The sequence below is a fragment of the Pantoea sp. Ap-870 genome (assembly GCF_011752515.1).
GTDB lineage: Bacteria > Pseudomonadota > Gammaproteobacteria > Enterobacterales > Enterobacteriaceae > Pantoea > Pantoea dispersa.
This window is the reverse complement of sequence record NZ_VWXG01000006.1, coordinates 207,841-223,588: the sequence shown is the minus strand read 5'-3', so window position 1 is coordinate 223,588 and position 15,748 is coordinate 207,841. Positions and strand designations below refer to the sequence as shown.

Here is a 15,748-nt window from a genome sequence, read left to right as displayed (position 1 = left end):
CAAACAGTATACGCGTCACAGATTACTGGCGATAGCCTTGCAGGAAGCGACCAAACTTGTTGATGGCCATCTCGAGGTCGTCCACGCGCGGCAGGGTAACGATGCGCACGTGATCCGGCCACGGCCAGTTAAAGGCAGTGCCCTGCACCAGCAGCACTTTTTCCTGCAGCAGGAAATCCAGCACCATTTTCTGGTCGTCCATGATGTTGAATTTCTTCGCATCAATGCGCGGGAACATATAGAGCGCGCCCTGCGGCTTCACGCAGCTGACGCCGGGAATATCGTTGATCAGTTCCCAGGCGCGCTGGCGCTGCTCGAACAGCCGTCCACCCGGCGCGATAAACTCGCTGATGCTTTGATAGCCGCCCAGCGCAGTCTGAATGGCATGCTGCGCTGGCACGTTAGCGCACAGACGCATCGAGGCCAGCATCTCCAGACCTTCGATATAGCCTTTGGCGTGCTTCTTCGGTCCGTTCAGCACCATCCAGCCCTGGCGGAAACCCGCCACGCGGTAGGTTTTGGACAGCCCGTTGAAGGTCACGGTCAGCAGATCCGGTGCCAGCGCGGCAATCGAATGATGCTGGGCTTCGTCATACAGAATCTTGTCGTAGATCTCGTCGGCGAAGATGATCAGGTTATGCTGGCGGGCGATCTCCACGATCTCCAGCAGCAGCTCTTTGCTGTACACCGCACCGGTCGGGTTGTTGGGGTTGATGATCACGATCCCGCGGGTACGCGGTGTGATTTTGCTGCGGATATCATCCAGATCCGGGAACCAGCCCGCGGATTCGTCGCACAGATAGTGCACCGCTTTGCCGCTCGACAGCGAAACCGCCGCCGTCCACAGCGGATAATCTGGCGCGGGCACCAGCATCTCATCGCCGCTGTTCAGCAGCGCCTGCATCGCCTGCACGATCAGTTCAGACACACCGTTGCCAATATAGATATCTTCTACCGTAACGTCGCGCATGTCGCGCGCCTGGTAGTGCTGCATGATGGCTTTACGTGCTGAATAGAGACCTTTCGAGTCGCAATAGCCTTGCGCGCTCGGCAGGTTACGAATCACGTCTACCAGGATTTCATCAGGGGCTTCAAAACCAAACGGGGCAGGGTTGCCGATGTTGAGTTTGAGAACTTTGTTGCCTTCTTCTTCGAGACGTTTAGCTTCTTTCAGTACCGGGCCACGAATGTCGTAACAGACATTTTCCAGCTTGCCGGATTTATCAATTTGAAAATTCATCGTTACCGCCTTAATGGGCAGAGTCCTTTTAACCTGCCACTAAAATCAAACCTGCTCAATTTACTCCTCTCACCGTAACAAAAGAAGGGCAGCGCTGGGTTTTGGCGCGATAGCCAGGCTTTGCCGGATTCAGTGGCGCGAAACGCATTTTTAACTATTAAAACTGGTTTAATTATCTATTAAAATGGCAGGAATCAACATTAAATGCTTGCCCTGATCGGGTCGCCTGTAAACCGGGATATCCAGCCGCGCGCCGCGCCATTCAGCAATTTTTCATTTAACTGCGGTCTGAGGAATGGTTAGCGACTTGATGAAATAGTTAAAGGAATCTTGTTAGATGCCGAAAAAATGTGCAGCAATGATTAAGCACTATCTGGCATGAGGCGATGACGATGGTTATTTGCTTTGCGAAGCGGTTGAAACCAGGCCCCGTCAGCCGGGGATAAAACCGCGTGGCAGCGGCTTAAATAGCATTTACGCTGTCACTTTAACGCTTATCATTCAGTTTAAGAACCAGGCGGGTTAAAAAATCAGCAGCGTTGTGGCAGGATGTGCCGGAAATGGCTTTTGGTCAAAAATTACGATGTTTTGAACAAAAACATTTCCATTTATAGCGTAAAAATGATTAAGTATAATTTATTATTTGATGCACTTTATCGCTTCGCATCAGCATAACAAGATGTTATTCCTTTTTGCCCCGCAGGACAGTTTGGCGGGAAACCAGGCAACTACACAGCTTCCAGCAACGTTCTACTGACGTCCCTGGCCCAGGAAGTTGTTCTGACTTTTACGACGCCATTGCCCGTTTTGCGGTGATGTGTTCGTCGGCATCCGCCTGACTCGATTTTTTCATGAGCGCCTTCACACAGGGCGATCATTAAGCACCATTACCACTTATCTCTTTGATAAGTATGGTAATACACCAGGGTAGAAGTTTCAAAAAATCTTATAAGTGAAGAAATAACATGACTAATGCAAATCGTCCGATACTGAATCTCGACCTCGATCTGCTGCGTACTTTTGTCGCCGTTGCTGACCTGAATACTTTTGCTGCCGCCGCTGCAGCAGTATGCAGAACGCAATCAGCCGTAAGCCAGCAGATGCAACGTCTGGAACAATTGGTAGGTAAAGAGCTGTTTGCCAGACATGGACGTAACAAATTGCTGACTGAGCATGGCATTCAGCTGCTTGGCTACGCCAGGAAGATCCTGCGTTTCAACGATGAAGCCTGCACTTCTTTAATGTACAGCAATATCCAGGGCGTGCTGACGATTGGCGCGTCTGACGATACCTCTGATACCATTCTGCCGTTTCTGCTTAACCGCGTAACGTCAGTGTATCCGAAACTGGCAATCGACGTCCGCGTGAAGCGTAATCCGTTTATGATGGAGATGCTGAACCAGGGCGAAGTGGATTTGGTGGTGACCACCTCCAGTCCGGGTAACTTCACCTACCAGGTGCTGCGCACCTCGCCAACGCTGTGGTACTGCGCGGCAGACTATATTTTCCAGCGCGGTGAAGCCATTCCGCTGGTGCTGCTGGACGAGCCAAGCCCGTACCGTGACATGGCGATCGATCATCTCAACGAAGCGGGTATCCCGTGGCGTATCTCCTACGTGGCTTCCACGCTGGCGGCGGTACGTGCGGCGGTAAAAGCGGGGCTGGGTGTCACCGCGCGTCCGGTTGAAATGATGAGCCCGGAGCTGCGCGTGATGGGGGCGGCAGAAGGCCTGCCGGTGCTGCCGGATACGCAATATTTGCTGTGCCGTAATCCGGACAGCGATAATGAGCTGGCACTGGCCATCTTCAACGCGATGCAGTCCACTAACGATCCTTACAATCTGAGCGCGAATCCGGACGGTACGCTGCTGCTGGATGATGAAGAGTAAGGTTGACCGTTACTGGTAATCCGTCACAACCGGCATGCCAGATAATTGTTAAAAGTTAGAGAAAAGAGCCTTAGCCTGATGAAAATCAGCTAAGGCTTTTTTTATGGCGGTTATTTCCGCTTTTTTAGCACGATTTGCACCTGATAATTTCACTAACTTCCTGAAAAGTGAAATGTGTTTCATTTTCATCCTGCGCGGAATTTATTTATCATTTCGTGCCAACTTTATCTCCGTCTTTCGTCGGACCGCCTGCCGGTTTTTCCAGCAAAAAACGTCAATATGTGTTCTGGATCAAAAAAATACCCCCGATAAGGGGGGGGAAATCCGCGCAAGACCTGTCAAACTATGATTGTTAAATGCACGATCCATGCATGTGAATACCCGCTACACTGAAATTAACCGTACAAACTGAAGCGATTTAGCTGGCGCTCAGGGGTGCATATGTTAATAATATGATGCGGGTGTAAATTAATGTTTGGATACTTTTGTCAAAGTTGACAAAAGGTTATAGAAAGGAGTAAAAAACCCCATAAAATTGCTGCTTAATTGATAAAGACAGCAAAGTTTATAAGGTTTTTTATCCTTCCCTTGAATCGATGTGGTGTGTTTGCTGCGACAGTGCAGGATGCCATCGCCACTTTTGATGAGTAAGCAAAGAGTATGTCAACAACCACAGAAGTCATCGCTCATCACTGGGCGTTTATTATTTTCATTGTTATCGCGTTTGGCCTGTGTGCCTTTATGTTAACCGGTGGCTGGTTGTTAGGTGGACGTGCACGCGCGCGCCACAAAGACACGCCGTTTGAATCCGGTATCGAATCCGTCGGTGATACCCATATCCGCCTCTCGGCAAAATTCTATCTGGTTGCGATGTTTTTCGTCATTTTCGACGTCGAAGCCCTCTATCTATACGCATGGTCGACCTCCATTCGCGAAAGCGGCTGGGTCGGCTTTGTCGAAGCCGCAATTTTCATTTTGGTGCTCCTGGCAGGCCTGGTTTATCTGGTGCGCATCGGTGCGCTGGATTGGGCGCCTGCGCGTCGTCGCGTAGTCGTTAAATCGAGCCCGGTCAGCCACAGTCACACCAACCCTCATAAGCAGTAAAAGCGAGGCAATAAGATGGACTACACGCTGACACGCGTAGACCCGAACGGGGGCGATAACGACCGTTATCCCCTGCAGAAACAGGAGATTGTTACCGATCCTCTGGAGCAGCACGTTCATCGCAGCGTCTATATGGGCAAGCTCGAGCACGCCCTGCATGACATGGTGAACTGGGGTCGTAAAAACTCTCTCTGGCCGTATAACTTCGGCCTTTCCTGTTGCTACGTGGAAATGACCACGTCATTCACCGCAGTACATGATGTGGCGCGTTTCGGTGCAGAAGTAATGCGCGCCTCGCCACGTCAGGCTGACTTTATGGTGATCGCCGGTACGCCGTTTACCAAAATGGCGCCGGTGATTCAGCGTTTGTATGACCAGATGCTGGAACCAAAATGGGTGATTTCGATGGGGGCCTGCGCCAATTCCGGCGGCATGTATGACATCTATTCGGTGGTGCAGGGTGTGGATAAATTCCTGCCGGTTGATGTGTATATCCCGGGTTGTCCGCCACGTCCGGAAGCTTACATGCAGGCGCTGCTGCTGCTGCGTGAGTCCATCGGCAAAGAACGTCGTCCACTCTCGTGGGTGGTTGGCGATCAGGGCGTGTATCGCGCCAATATGCAGTCTGAGCGTGAAAGAAAGCGTGGTGAGCGTATTGCCGTCACCAACCTGAGAACCCCAGACGAAGTTTAAGCACCCCGTACACGGATGGAGCCACGGCCGCAGCAGATAATGACAACGTAGTGTGTGCCGCCATCCTGACGCCTTCTTTTGAGTGCCTGATTACAGGCCGGAATGGTGAGTAACGTATGACAGATTTAACCACGCAAGATCTCGCTCAGCCTGCATGGCAAACCCGGGATCACCTGGATGATCCGGTGATCGGCGAGCTGCGTAACCGTTTTGGGCCGGATGCCTTTACCGTTCAGGCCACCCGCACCGGCATTCCGGTCGTTTGGGTGAAGCGTGAACAGCTACTGGAAATCATTGAATTCCTGCGTAAGCTGCCGAAGCCGTACGTCATGCTCTATGACCTGCACGGTTTCGATGAGCGTTTACGTACCCACCGCGCCGGTCTGCCCGCCGCGGATTTTTCCGTTTTCTATCACCTGCTGTCGATTGAACGCAACCGCGACATCATGCTCAAGGTGGCGCTGTCTGAAAACGATCTGAATGTGCCCACCATCACCAAAATTTTCGCTAACGCCAACTGGTATGAGCGCGAAACCTGGGAGATGTTTGGTATCACCTTCAACGGCCACCCGCACCTGACGCGCATCATGATGCCGCAGACCTGGGAAGGGCACCCGCTGCGTAAAGACTACCCGGCGCGCGCCACCGAGTTCGATCCTTTCACGCTGACTAAGCAGAAAGAAGATCTGGAGATGGAGTCACTGACCTTCAAGCCGGAAGACTGGGGCATGAAGCGTGGCACCACCAATGAGGACTTCATGTTCCTCAACCTCGGTCCGAACCACCCTTCAGCGCACGGTGCGTTCCGCATCATTCTGCAGCTGGATGGCGAAGAGATCGTCGACTGCGTGCCGGACGTGGGTTACCACCATCGCGGCGCGGAGAAGATGGGCGAGCGTCAGTCGTGGCACAGCTATATTCCGTATACCGACCGTATCGAGTACCTCGGCGGTTGCGTAAACGAAATGCCTTACGTGCTGGCGGTGGAAAAGCTGGCGGGCATCACCGTACCGGATCGCGTGAATGTGATTCGCGTGATGCTGTCAGAGCTGTTCCGTATCAACAGCCACCTGCTGTACATCTCCACCTTTATTCAGGACGTCGGTGCCATGACGCCGGTGTTCTTTGCCTTTACCGACCGTCAGAAAATCTATGACGTGGTGGAAGCGATCACCGGTTTCCGTATGCACCCGGCGTGGTTCCGCATCGGCGGTGTGGCGCACGATCTGCCGAAAGGCTGGGAACGTCTGCTGCGCGAGTTCCTCGACTGGATGCCGAAGCGTCTGAAAGAGTACGACAAAGCTGCGTTGCGCAACACCGTGCTGATGGGCCGTTCGCAGGGTGTGGCCGCCTATAACATGGACGAAGCGCTGGCGTGGGGCACCACCGGTGCCGGTCTGCGCGCTACCGGTCTGGACTTCGACGTGCGTAAATGGCGTCCCTACTCCGGCTATGAAAACTTCGACTTCGAAGTGCCGGTCGGCGCCGGTATCAGCGACGCTTACACCCGCGTGCAGCTGAAGATGGAAGAGATGTGGCAGTCGCTGCGTATCCTTGAGCAGTGCCTGAAGAACATGCCGGAAGGCCCGTTCAAGGCCGATCATCCGCTGACCACGCCGCCACCGAAAGAGCGCACGTTGCAGCACATTGAAACCCTGATTACGCACTTCCTGCAGGTTTCGTGGGGCCCGGTAATGCCGGCCAACGAATCGTTCCAGATGATTGAAGCGACGAAAGGGATCAACAGCTACTACCTGACCAGCGATGGCAGCACCATGAGCTACCGCACCCGCGTGCGTACGCCGAGCTTCCCGCATCTGCAGCAGATCCCTTCGGTGATCCGCGGCAGCCTGGTATCCGACCTGATCGTGTACCTCGGTAGTATCGATTTTGTTATGTCAGACGTGGACCGCTAATTATGCACGATCAAAAAATTGCCATTCAAACCATCGACCCGACTGAGGTCTTTGTGCTGAGCGAGGCCGAGCACCACGCTATTGAGCATGAAAAACATCACTACGAAGATGCGCGCGCGGCGTCGATTGAAGCGCTGAAGATCGTGCAGAAGCAGCGCGGCTGGGTGCCGGACGGTGCCATCAACGCGATTGCTGAGGTGCTGGGCATTCCGGCCAGCGACGTAGAAGGTGTGGCGACGTTTTACAGCCAGATCTACCGTACGCCGGTTGGCCGCCACGTGATCCGCTACTGCGACAGCGTGGTGTGCCACATCACCGGTTACCAGGGCATTCAGGCGGCGCTGGAGCAGAACCTGAACATTAAGCCGGGACAAACTACGCCGGATGGCCGCTTTACGCTGCTGCCAACCTGCTGCCTCGGCAACTGTGACAAAGGCCCGACCATGATGGTGGATGAAGATACCCACGTTCACCTGACGCCGGAAGGCATCGCCAACCTGCTGGAGCAGTATCAATGACCATTAAACAGATCATTCGTACTGCGGAAACCCATCCGCTGACCTGGCGTCTGCGTGAAGACAAACAGCCAGTATGGTTCGATGAATACCGCAGTAAAAACGGCTACGTTGGCGCCGATAAAGCGCTGAAGGGCATGAGCCAGGACGAGATCGTCGCTGCAGTGAAGGATTCCGGCCTGAAAGGGCGCGGCGGTGCGGGCTTCAGCACCGGCCTGAAATGGAGCCTGATGCCCAAAGATGAATCCATGAACATCCGTTACCTGCTGTGTAACGCCGATGAGATGGAACCTGGCACTTATAAAGACCGCCTGCTGATGGAGCAGTTGCCGCACCAGCTGGTGGAAGGCATGCTGATCAGTGCGTTTGCGCTGAAAGCCTACCGTGGCTACATCTTCCTGCGCGGTGAATACATCGAAGCAGCGGAAAATCTGCGTCGTGCCATCGCCGAAGCCACTGCCGCGGGCTATCTCGGTAAAAACATTCTTGGTACCGGCTTCGATTTCGAGCTGTTTGTTCACACCGGTGCGGGCCGCTATATCTGCGGCGAAGAGACCGCGCTGATCAACTCGCTGGAAGGGCGCCGCGCTAACCCGCGTTCCAAGCCGCCGTTCCCGGCCAGTGCCGGCGTCTGGGGCAAACCGACCTGCGTTAACAACGTTGAGACGCTGTCCAACGTCCCGGCGATCTTCCTGAATGGCGTGGAGTGGTACAAAAACATCTCCAGCAGCGAAGACACAGGCACCAAGATGATGGGCTTCTCCGGTCGGGTGAAAAATCCGGGCGTGTGGGAGCTGCCGTTTGGTACCACCGCGCGTGAAATCCTCGAGGATTATGCCGGCGGAATGCGCGATGGCCTGAAGTTCAAAGCCTGGCAGCCGGGCGGAGCCGGTACCGACTTCCTGACCGAGCAGCACCTCGACCTGCCGATGGAATTTGCCAGCATCGGCAAAGCCGGCAGCCGTCTGGGTACCGCGCTGGCGATGGCGGTCGACCACGAAATCAATATGGTGTCGCTGGTACGCAACCTCGAAGAGTTCTTTGCGCGCGAGTCGTGCGGCTGGTGTACGCCGTGCCGTGACGGTCTGCCGTGGAGCGTGAAGATCCTGCGTGCGCTGGAGCAGAAAAAAGGCCAGCCGGGGGATATCGAAACCCTGCTGCAGCTGTGCCGCCAGCTCGGTCCGGGCAAGACGTTCTGCGCCCACGCACCGGGTGCCGTTGAGCCACTGCAGAGCGCGATTAAATATTTCCGTGACGAGTTTGAAGCTGGCATTGCGCCGCAGGTGTTTGGCAATACCCGCGCGATTGGCGGGATTCAGCCTAACCTGCTGAAAGCGCGCTGGTAAGCCGCCGTCGTACACGGAATCGCCCGGGCCTGAGGCTGCGGGGCAGGAATTAGATGTTTAACGCTCGTCTGCGGACGAGCCTTACGGAAGCATGTTCACTATGGCTACAATCCATGTAGACGGTAAAGAATATGATGTGAACGGAGCGGACAACCTGCTGCAGGCGTGTCTGTCTCTGGGCCTTGATATTCCTTATTTTTGCTGGCATCCGGCGCTGGGAAGCGTGGGAGCCTGCCGCCAGTGCGCGGTGAAGCAATTCCAGAATGCCGAAGATACCCGTGGTCGCCTCGTCATGTCCTGCATGACGCCTGCGTCTGACGGCACCTTTATCTCCATCGACGATGGCGAAGCGAAAGAGTTTCGTGAAAGCGTGGTGGAGTGGCTGATGACCAACCACCCGCACGACTGTCCGGTGTGCGAAGAGGGCGGTAACTGTCACCTGCAGGATATGACGGTAATGACGGGACACAGCTTCCGTCGCTACCGTTTTACCAAGCGTACCCATCAGAATCAGGATCTCGGGCCGTTTATCTCGCATGAGATGAACCGCTGTATCGCCTGTTACCGCTGCGTGCGCTACTACAAAGATTACGCCGATGGCAAAGATCTTGGCGTGTACGGCGCGCATGACAACGTCTACTTTGGACGTCCGGAAGATGGCACGCTGGAGAGCGAATTCTCCGGTAACCTGGTAGAAATCTGCCCGACCGGCGTGTTCACCGATAAAACCCACTCTGAACGCTATAACCGTAAGTGGGATATGCAGTTTGCGCCCAGCATCTGCCAGCAGTGCAGCGTGGGTTGTAACACCAGCCCGGGCGAGCGCTATGGCGAGCTGCGTCGTATCGAAAACCGCTACAACGGATCGGTGAACCACTACTTCCTGTGCGACCGTGGCCGTTTCGGCTATGGCTACGTGAACCGTAAAGATCGTCCGCGTCATCCGGAACAGCTGCGCGGCACTGACCGTATCACGTTGAACGCAGAACAGGCGGTTAATGCCGCCGCGGATATCCTGCGTCAGGCGAAGAAGGTGATCGGTATCGGTTCACCACGCGCCAGTATTGAAAGCAACTTCGCGCTGCGCGAACTGGTGGGCGCAGAAAACTTCTCAACCGGTATGCCGGCAGCTGAGCAGGCGCGGGTTGAGCTGATGCTGAAAGTGCTGCAGCAGGGCGGCATCTACACGCCATCGCTGCGTGAAATTGAAAGCTATGACGCCGTGCTGGTGCTGGGTGAAGATCTGACTCAGGTCGGTGCCCGCGTGGCGCTGTCGGTGCGTCAGGCCGTTAAAGGCAAAGCTCGCGAAATGGCCGCCGCTCAGAAAGTTGCGGACTGGCAGATCGCCGCCATCCTCAACATTGGTCAGCACGCCAAACATCCGCTGTTTGTCACTAACGTTGATGAAACCCGTCTCGATGATATTGCCGCGTGGAGCTATCGCGCACCGGTGGAAGATCAGGCACGCCTGGGCTTCGCCATCGCGCACGCGCTGGATGACAGCGCACCGGCGGTTAGCGACTTTGACAGCAGCCTAAACGGCAAGCTGGACGTGGTGGTTCAGGCGCTGGCCGGCGCGAAAAAACCGCTGATCATTTCCGGCACCCACTCAGGCAGCACGGCAATGATTGAAGCGGCAGCCAACGTGGCTAAAGCGCTGAAAGCGCGCGGTGCCGACGTGGGTATTACCTTCCTCGCCGGCGCGGCCAACAGCTTTGGTCTCGGCCTGATGGGCGGCCAGTCGCTGGACAGCGCGCTGGAGCAGCTGGATAAAGGCGAAGCGGAAGCGCTGGTGGTGCTGGAGAACGATCTCTACCGTCACGCGCCGAAAGCCACCGTCGATGCGGCACTGCACAACACCGCGCACGTGATTGTGGTTGATCATCAACGCACGGCCACGCTGGAGAAAGCCGGTCTGGTACTCTCCACCGCCAGCTTTGCTGAGAGCGATGGCACCTCCATCAACCATGAAGGTCGCGCCCAGCGCTTCTTCCAGGTTTACGATCCGGCCTACTACGACGATAGCGTGGTGATGCTGGAGAGCTGGCGCTGGCTGCATTCGCTGCACAGCGCCGTCGAGAGCCGCCAGATTGACTGGACGCAGCTCGATCACGTGATTGATGCCGCGATTGTGGCGCTGCCGCAGCTGAAAGGGATTAAGGACGCGGCGCCGGACGCCAGCTTCCGTATTCGTGGCCAGAAACTGGCGCGTTCACCGCATCGTGCCAGTGGCCGTACCGCCGCGCGCGCCAACATCAGCGTGCACGAACCGCGTCAGCCGCAGGATAAAGACACCATGTTTGCCTTCTCCATGGAAGGTAACAACCAGCCGTCGGCACCGCGTTCGCAGATTCCTTTTGCCTGGGCACCAGGCTGGAACTCACCGCAGGCGTGGAACAAGTTCCAGGCGGAAGTGGGCGGTAAACTGCGTCATGGCGATCCGGGCGTGCGTCTGTTTGAAGCCAGCGAAAGTGCACTGGACTGGTTCAGCCAGGTTCCGGCACGCTTCGTGGGCGGCAGCCAGTATCGCGTGGCTCCTTACTATCAGCTGTTTGGTAGTGAAGAGATGACTCAGCGTTCGCCAACCTTCCAGAAACGTATGGCACCGGCCACGCTGGTGATCAACCCGGCAGATGCTGAGAAGCTGGGGGTTAACAATGGTGCATCCGTGGAGCTGGTTTGCGCCGGTGAAACGCTGCGTCTGCCGGTGCGCTTCTCTGCGGCACTGCAGGCGGGGCAGGTGGGTCTGCCGCTCGGCATGCCGGGTGTACCGCCGTTCCTCGCGGGTGCGCAAATTGACAAACTGCAGGAGGCAGCGCAATGAGCTGGCTGACACCGGACGTTATTGACATCATCCTGCAGGTGGTGAAAGCCATTGTCATCCTGCTGGTGGTGGTGGCCTGTGGTGCCTTCATGAGCTTTGCCGAGCGTCGTCTGCTCGGCCTGTGGCAGAACCGTTATGGACCAAACCGCGTAGGCTGGGGCGGCTCGCTGCAGCTGGCGGCGGACATGATCAAAATGTTCTTTAAAGAGGACTGGGTTCCGCCGTTTACCGATCGCTTCATCTTTACCCTGGCACCGGTCATCGCCTTCGTTTCGCTGCTGCTGGCGTTTGCGATTGTGCCGGTTTCGCCGAGCTGGATGGTCACCGACCTGAATATCGGTCTGCTGTTCTTCCTGATGATGGCGGGTCTGGCGGTATACGCCGTACTGTTCGCGGGCTGGTCGAGTAACAACAAATACTCGCTGCTCGGTGCAATGCGTGCCTCCGCGCAGACCCTGAGCTACGAAGTGTTCCTCGGCCTGTCGCTGATGGGCGTGGTGGCGCAGGCGGGTTCCTTTAACCTGAACGCCATCGTCGAGAGCCAGACGCACCTGTGGAACATCATCCCGCAGTTCTTTGGCTTCGTGACCTTCTGTATTGCCGGCGTCGCGGTATGCCACCGTCATCCGTTTGACCAGCCGGAAGCGGAGCAGGAACTGGCCGACGGTTACCACATCGAATATGCCGGGATGAAGTTCGGCCTGTTCTTTGTCGGTGAGTACGTGGCCATTACTACCGTATCGGCGCTGATCGTCACCCTGTTCTTCGGTGGCTGGCACGGTCCGTTCCTGCCGCCGTTCATCTGGTTCGCCCTGAAAACGGCGTTCTTTATGGTGATGTTTATCCTGATTCGTGCTGCGCTGCCGCGTCCACGCTATGACCAGGTGCTGTCGTTCGGCTGGAAAGTATGTCTGCCGTTGACGTTATTGAACCTGCTGGCCACTGCCGCAGTGATTCTGTACAACGCGCAGTAAGGGGTTTTGAGATGACTTTAAAAGATATTGTCGTTGGCTTCGGCACGACAGTGCGCAGTATCTGGATGATTGGCATGCATGCCTTCGCCAAGCGCGAAACCCAGATGTATCCGGAAGAGCCGGTTTATCTGCCGCCGCGCTACCGTGGCCGTATCGTGCTGACGCGCGATCCGGACGGCGAAGAGCGCTGCGTGGCCTGTAACCTGTGCGCCGTTGCCTGCCCGGTCGGCTGTATTTCGCTGCAGAAAGCGGAGATGCAGGATGGCCGCTGGTATCCGGAATTTTTCCGCATCAACTTCTCGCGCTGCATCTTCTGTGGTTTATGTGAAGAAGCGTGCCCGACCACCGCGATTCAGCTGACGCCGGACTTCGAACTCGGTGAGTTCAAGCGTCAGGATCTGGTGTATGAGAAGGAAGACCTGCTGATTTCCGGCCCGGGTAAATATCCGGAGTACAACTTCTACCGCATGGCAGGTATGGCGATCGACGGTAAAGATAAAGGCGACGCGGAAAACGAAGCCAAACCGATCGACGTTAAAGGCTTATTACCTTAAGGAGCCAGGTATGGAATTTGCGTTTTATCTTTGCGGACTGGTGGCGGTGCTGACGACATTGCGCGTCATCACCCACACCAATCCGGTACATGCGCTGCTGTACCTGATTGTTTCGCTGCTGTCGATTGCCGGCGTGTTCTTCTCAATGGGTGCCTATTTTGCCGGTGCACTGGAGATCATCGTCTATGCCGGTGCCATCATGGTGCTGTTTGTGTTCGTAGTGATGATGCTCAACCTGGGTAAAACCCAGCAGGATCAGGAGCGCGAATGGCTGAAGCCGTCGCTGTGGATCGGTCCGGGCATTGTCTCGCTGCTGCTGCTGGTGGTGATGATCTACGCCATCCTGACCGCGACCGACCAGGGTATTGATGGCACCGTCATCGATGCCAAAGCGGTGGGCATCAGTCTGTTTGGCCCGTATGTTCTGGCGGTTGAGCTGGCGTCAATGCTGCTGCTGGCCGGTCTGGTGGTGGCGTTCCATATCGGACGTGAAGATCGTCAGGGCGAAGTGCTGAGCAACCGCGTGTCAGACGCGGCGGCCAATAAGGAGGAGCACGCATGATCCCATTACAACACGGCCTGATTCTGGCTGCTGTGCTGTTTGTTCTCGGCCTGACCTCGCTGGTACTGCGCCGCAACCTGCTGTTTATGCTGATCGGTCTGGAGATCATGATCAACGCCGCGGCGCTGGCGCTGGTGGTGGCAGGCAGCTACTGGGGACAAGCCGACGGTCAGGTGATGTACATCCTGGCAATCAGCCTCGCGGCGGCGGAAGCCAGTATTGGTCTGGCGCTGCTGCTGCAGCTCTATCGTCGTCGTCAGACGCTGAACATTGACACAGTGAGCGAGATGCGCGGATGAATCTTCTCTATTTAACCGTATTATTTCCGCTGATTGGCTTCCTGCTATTGGCGTTTTCCCGTGGTCGCTGGTCGGAGAACCTGTCGGCTGCGGTGGGGATGGGTTCAGTGGGCCTTGCGGCGCTGACCACCGTATTTGTGGGTGTGGACTTCTTCAGTCACGGCCAGCAGCCATTTACCCAGGCGCTGTGGACCTGGATGCACGTGGGTAACTTTGACATCAAAGTGAACCTGGTGCTGGACGGTCTGTCGCTGACCATGCTGTCGGTGGTTACCGGCGTCGGCTTCTTCATCCACATGTTCGCTTCCTGGTACATGCGCGGTGAAGAGGGCTATTCACGCTTCTTCGCCTACACTAACCTGTTCATCGCGAGCATGGTGGTGCTGGTGCTGGCCGATAACCTGATGCTGATGTACCTTGGCTGGGAAGGGGTAGGGCTGTGTTCCTACCTGCTGATCGGCTTCTATTACAGCAATCCGGAAAACGGCAAAGCGGCGATGAAAGCCTTCATCATCACCCGTGTCGGTGACGTGTTCCTCGCCTTTGCGCTGTTCATTCTCTACAACGAGCTGGGTACGCTGAACTTCCGTGAGCTGATGGAGCTGGCCCCGGCGCACTTCGCGGCGGACAACCACATGCTGCAGTGGGCGACGCTGATGCTGCTGGGTGGTGCCGTGGGTAAATCGGCACAGCTGCCGTTGCAGACGTGGCTGGCCGATGCGATGGCCGGTCCGACGCCGGTCTCCGCGCTGATCCACGCTGCCACCATGGTAACCGCAGGCGTCTATCTGATTGCCCGCACCCACGGTCTGTTCCTGCTGACGCCGGAAGTGCTGCATCTGGTGGGTATCGTTGGTGCGATTACGCTGGTGCTGGCGGGCTTCGCCGCACTGGTGCAGACCGACATCAAACGCGTGCTGGCTTACTCCACCATGAGTCAGATCGGCTACATGTTCCTGGCGCTGGGCGTACAGGCGTGGGACGCCGCGATTTTCCACCTGATGACCCATGCGTTCTTCAAGGCGCTGCTGTTCCTCTCTTCCGGTTCCGTGATTCTGGCCTGTCACCACGAGCAGAACATTTTCAAAATGGGCGGTCTGCGTAAGAGCATCCCGCTGGTGTATGTCTGCTTCCTGGTGGGCGGTGCCGCGCTGGCTGCGCTGCCGCTGATTACCGCCGGCTTCTACAGTAAGGACGAGATTCTGTTCGGTGCGCTGGCTAACGGTCACATCAATCTGATGGTCGCCGGTCTGGTGGGTGCATTCCTTACCTCAATCTACACCTTCCGCATGATCTTCATCGTGTTCCACGGCGAAGAGAAAATTCATGCGCATGCCGGTAAAGGCATCACGCATCACCTGCCGCTGATTGTGCTGCTGGTACTCTCAACCTTCGTTGGCGCGCTGATTACGCCTCCGCTGGCGGGCGTGCTGCCACAGAACGAGTTTGGTGAAACCGGCAAAGTGGCGCTGGAAATCACCTCGGGTGCCGTGGCGATTATCGGTATTCTGATTGCCGCCGCGCTGTGGCTGGGCAAACGTCAGCTGGTCACCCGCATCGCCAACAGCGCGCCGGGCCGTTTCTTCGGCACCTGGTGGTTCGCGGCCTGGGGCTTCGACTGGCTGTACGACAAGGTATTTGTTAAACCGTACCTTGGCATTGCCTGGCTGCTGCAGCGCGATCCGCTCAATTCACTGATGAACCTGCCGGCGCTGCTGTCGCGCATCGGTAATAAAGGTCTGGTGGTGAGTGAGAACGGCTATCTGCGCTGGTATATCGCGTCGATGAGCGTCGGTGCCGTGGTGGTACTGGCGCTGATGCTGGTGATTTAA

The 15,748-nt window shown here is 56.3% G+C and carries 13 protein-coding genes and 1 pseudogene; 12 read left to right on the top strand and 2 right to left on the bottom strand.

The genetic code is table 11. The annotated features are described in order from the left end of the window. Positions 1-22: 22 nt before the first annotated feature. Complete coding sequence (locus F3J41_RS16115; protein WP_021509208.1) at positions 23-1,240, bottom strand: pyridoxal phosphate-dependent aminotransferase; 1,218 nt, start codon at positions 1,238-1,240, stop codon at positions 23-25. Between the two features lie 965 nt (positions 1,241-2,205). Between F3J41_RS16115 and lrhA the strand changes: the two genes are divergently transcribed. Then, positions 2,206-3,129: a transcriptional regulator LrhA gene (lrhA, locus tag F3J41_RS16110; RefSeq protein WP_021509211.1), complete on the top strand. Its 924-nt coding sequence runs from the start codon at positions 2,206-2,208 to the stop codon at positions 3,127-3,129. Between the two features lie 48 nt (positions 3,130-3,177). On the opposite strand, the gene F3J41_RS23595 is transcribed toward lrhA, so the two are convergent. Further along, a complete protein-coding gene (locus tag F3J41_RS23595) occupies positions 3,178-3,312 on the bottom strand; it encodes a hypothetical protein (protein ID WP_021509212.1) in 135 nt (44 codons plus the stop codon). 477 nt (positions 3,313-3,789) lie between these two features. Between F3J41_RS23595 and F3J41_RS16105 the strand changes: the two genes are divergently transcribed. From F3J41_RS16105 to nuoL, 11 genes and pseudogenes are all read left to right on the top strand, one after another. Continuing rightward, complete coding sequence (locus F3J41_RS16105) at positions 3,790-4,233, top strand: NADH-quinone oxidoreductase subunit A (RefSeq protein ID WP_136545532.1); 444 nt, start codon at positions 3,790-3,792, stop codon at positions 4,231-4,233. Between the two features lie 15 nt (positions 4,234-4,248). Then, positions 4,249-4,926, top strand: a complete 678-nt coding sequence (locus F3J41_RS16100; RefSeq protein WP_021509214.1) for an NADH-quinone oxidoreductase subunit B family protein — start codon at positions 4,249-4,251, stop codon at positions 4,924-4,926. Positions 4,927-5,042: 116 nt separating this feature from the next. Beyond that, positions 5,043-6,842: an NADH-quinone oxidoreductase subunit C/D gene (gene nuoC, locus F3J41_RS16095; protein WP_031280036.1), complete on the top strand. Its 1,800-nt coding sequence runs from the start codon at positions 5,043-5,045 to the stop codon at positions 6,840-6,842. Next, positions 6,817-7,360, top strand: a pseudogene (gene nuoE / locus F3J41_RS16090) (NADH-quinone oxidoreductase subunit NuoE). The gene nuoC and the pseudogene nuoE overlap by 26 nt, the downstream one beginning before the upstream one ends. Positions 7,361-7,362: 2 nt before the next feature. Beyond that, on the top strand, positions 7,363-8,703 hold the full coding sequence (nuoF, locus tag F3J41_RS16085) for an NADH-quinone oxidoreductase subunit NuoF (protein ID WP_349844522.1): 1,341 nt from the start codon (positions 7,363-7,365) through the stop codon (positions 8,701-8,703). A 100-nt stretch (positions 8,704-8,803) separates the two neighbouring features. Further along, positions 8,804-11,527, top strand: coding sequence for an NADH-quinone oxidoreductase subunit NuoG (nuoG, locus tag F3J41_RS16080; RefSeq protein ID WP_021509218.1), 2,724 nt, complete (start codon positions 8,804-8,806; stop codon positions 11,525-11,527). Beyond that, complete coding sequence (gene nuoH / locus F3J41_RS16075; RefSeq protein WP_021509219.1) at positions 11,524-12,501, top strand: NADH-quinone oxidoreductase subunit NuoH; 978 nt, start codon at positions 11,524-11,526, stop codon at positions 12,499-12,501. Before nuoG ends, nuoH begins: the two co-directional genes overlap by 4 nt. Before the next feature lie 11 nt (positions 12,502-12,512). Continuing rightward, complete coding sequence (gene nuoI, locus F3J41_RS16070) at positions 12,513-13,055, top strand: NADH-quinone oxidoreductase subunit NuoI (protein ID WP_021509220.1); 543 nt, start codon at positions 12,513-12,515, stop codon at positions 13,053-13,055. Positions 13,056-13,065: 10 nt separating this feature from the next. After that, positions 13,066-13,617 (top strand): NADH-quinone oxidoreductase subunit J, encoded by a 552-nt coding sequence (nuoJ, locus tag F3J41_RS16065; protein WP_021509221.1) that lies wholly within the window; start codon positions 13,066-13,068, stop codon positions 13,615-13,617. Further along, positions 13,614-13,916, top strand: coding sequence for an NADH-quinone oxidoreductase subunit NuoK (nuoK, locus tag F3J41_RS16060; protein ID WP_013509877.1), 303 nt, complete (start codon positions 13,614-13,616; stop codon positions 13,914-13,916). Before nuoJ ends, nuoK begins: the two co-directional genes overlap by 4 nt. After that, positions 13,913-15,748, top strand: coding sequence for an NADH-quinone oxidoreductase subunit L (gene nuoL, locus F3J41_RS16055; protein ID WP_058775806.1), 1,836 nt, complete (start codon positions 13,913-13,915; stop codon positions 15,746-15,748). The genes nuoK and nuoL overlap by 4 nt, the downstream gene beginning before the upstream one ends.

Bases quoted from the DNA above. Each gene is read 5' to 3' on its own strand.
- F3J41_RS23595 (WP_021509212.1), bottom strand. From the start codon at position 3,312: ATGAAACACATTTCACTTTTCAGGAAGTTAGTGAAATTATCAGGTGCA.
- nuoI (WP_021509220.1), top strand. From the start codon at position 12,513: ATGACTTTAAAAGATATTGTCGTTGGCTTCGGCACGACAGTGCGCAGT.
- F3J41_RS16105 (WP_136545532.1), top strand. From the start codon at position 3,790: ATGTCAACAACCACAGAAGTCATCGCTCATCACTGGGCGTTTATTATT.
- nuoJ (WP_021509221.1), top strand. From the start codon at position 13,066: ATGGAATTTGCGTTTTATCTTTGCGGACTGGTGGCGGTGCTGACGACA.
- nuoK (WP_013509877.1), top strand. From the start codon at position 13,614: ATGATCCCATTACAACACGGCCTGATTCTGGCTGCTGTGCTGTTTGTT.
- F3J41_RS16100 (WP_021509214.1), top strand. From the start codon at position 4,249: ATGGACTACACGCTGACACGCGTAGACCCGAACGGGGGCGATAACGAC.
- lrhA (WP_021509211.1), top strand. From the start codon at position 2,206: ATGACTAATGCAAATCGTCCGATACTGAATCTCGACCTCGATCTGCTG.
- nuoL (WP_058775806.1), top strand. From the start codon at position 13,913: ATGAATCTTCTCTATTTAACCGTATTATTTCCGCTGATTGGCTTCCTG.
- nuoC (WP_031280036.1), top strand. From the start codon at position 5,043: ATGACAGATTTAACCACGCAAGATCTCGCTCAGCCTGCATGGCAAACC.
- nuoH (WP_021509219.1), top strand. From the start codon at position 11,524: ATGAGCTGGCTGACACCGGACGTTATTGACATCATCCTGCAGGTGGTG.
- nuoG (WP_021509218.1), top strand. From the start codon at position 8,804: ATGGCTACAATCCATGTAGACGGTAAAGAATATGATGTGAACGGAGCG.
- F3J41_RS16115 (WP_021509208.1), bottom strand. From the start codon at position 1,240: ATGAATTTTCAAATTGATAAATCCGGCAAGCTGGAAAATGTCTGTTAC.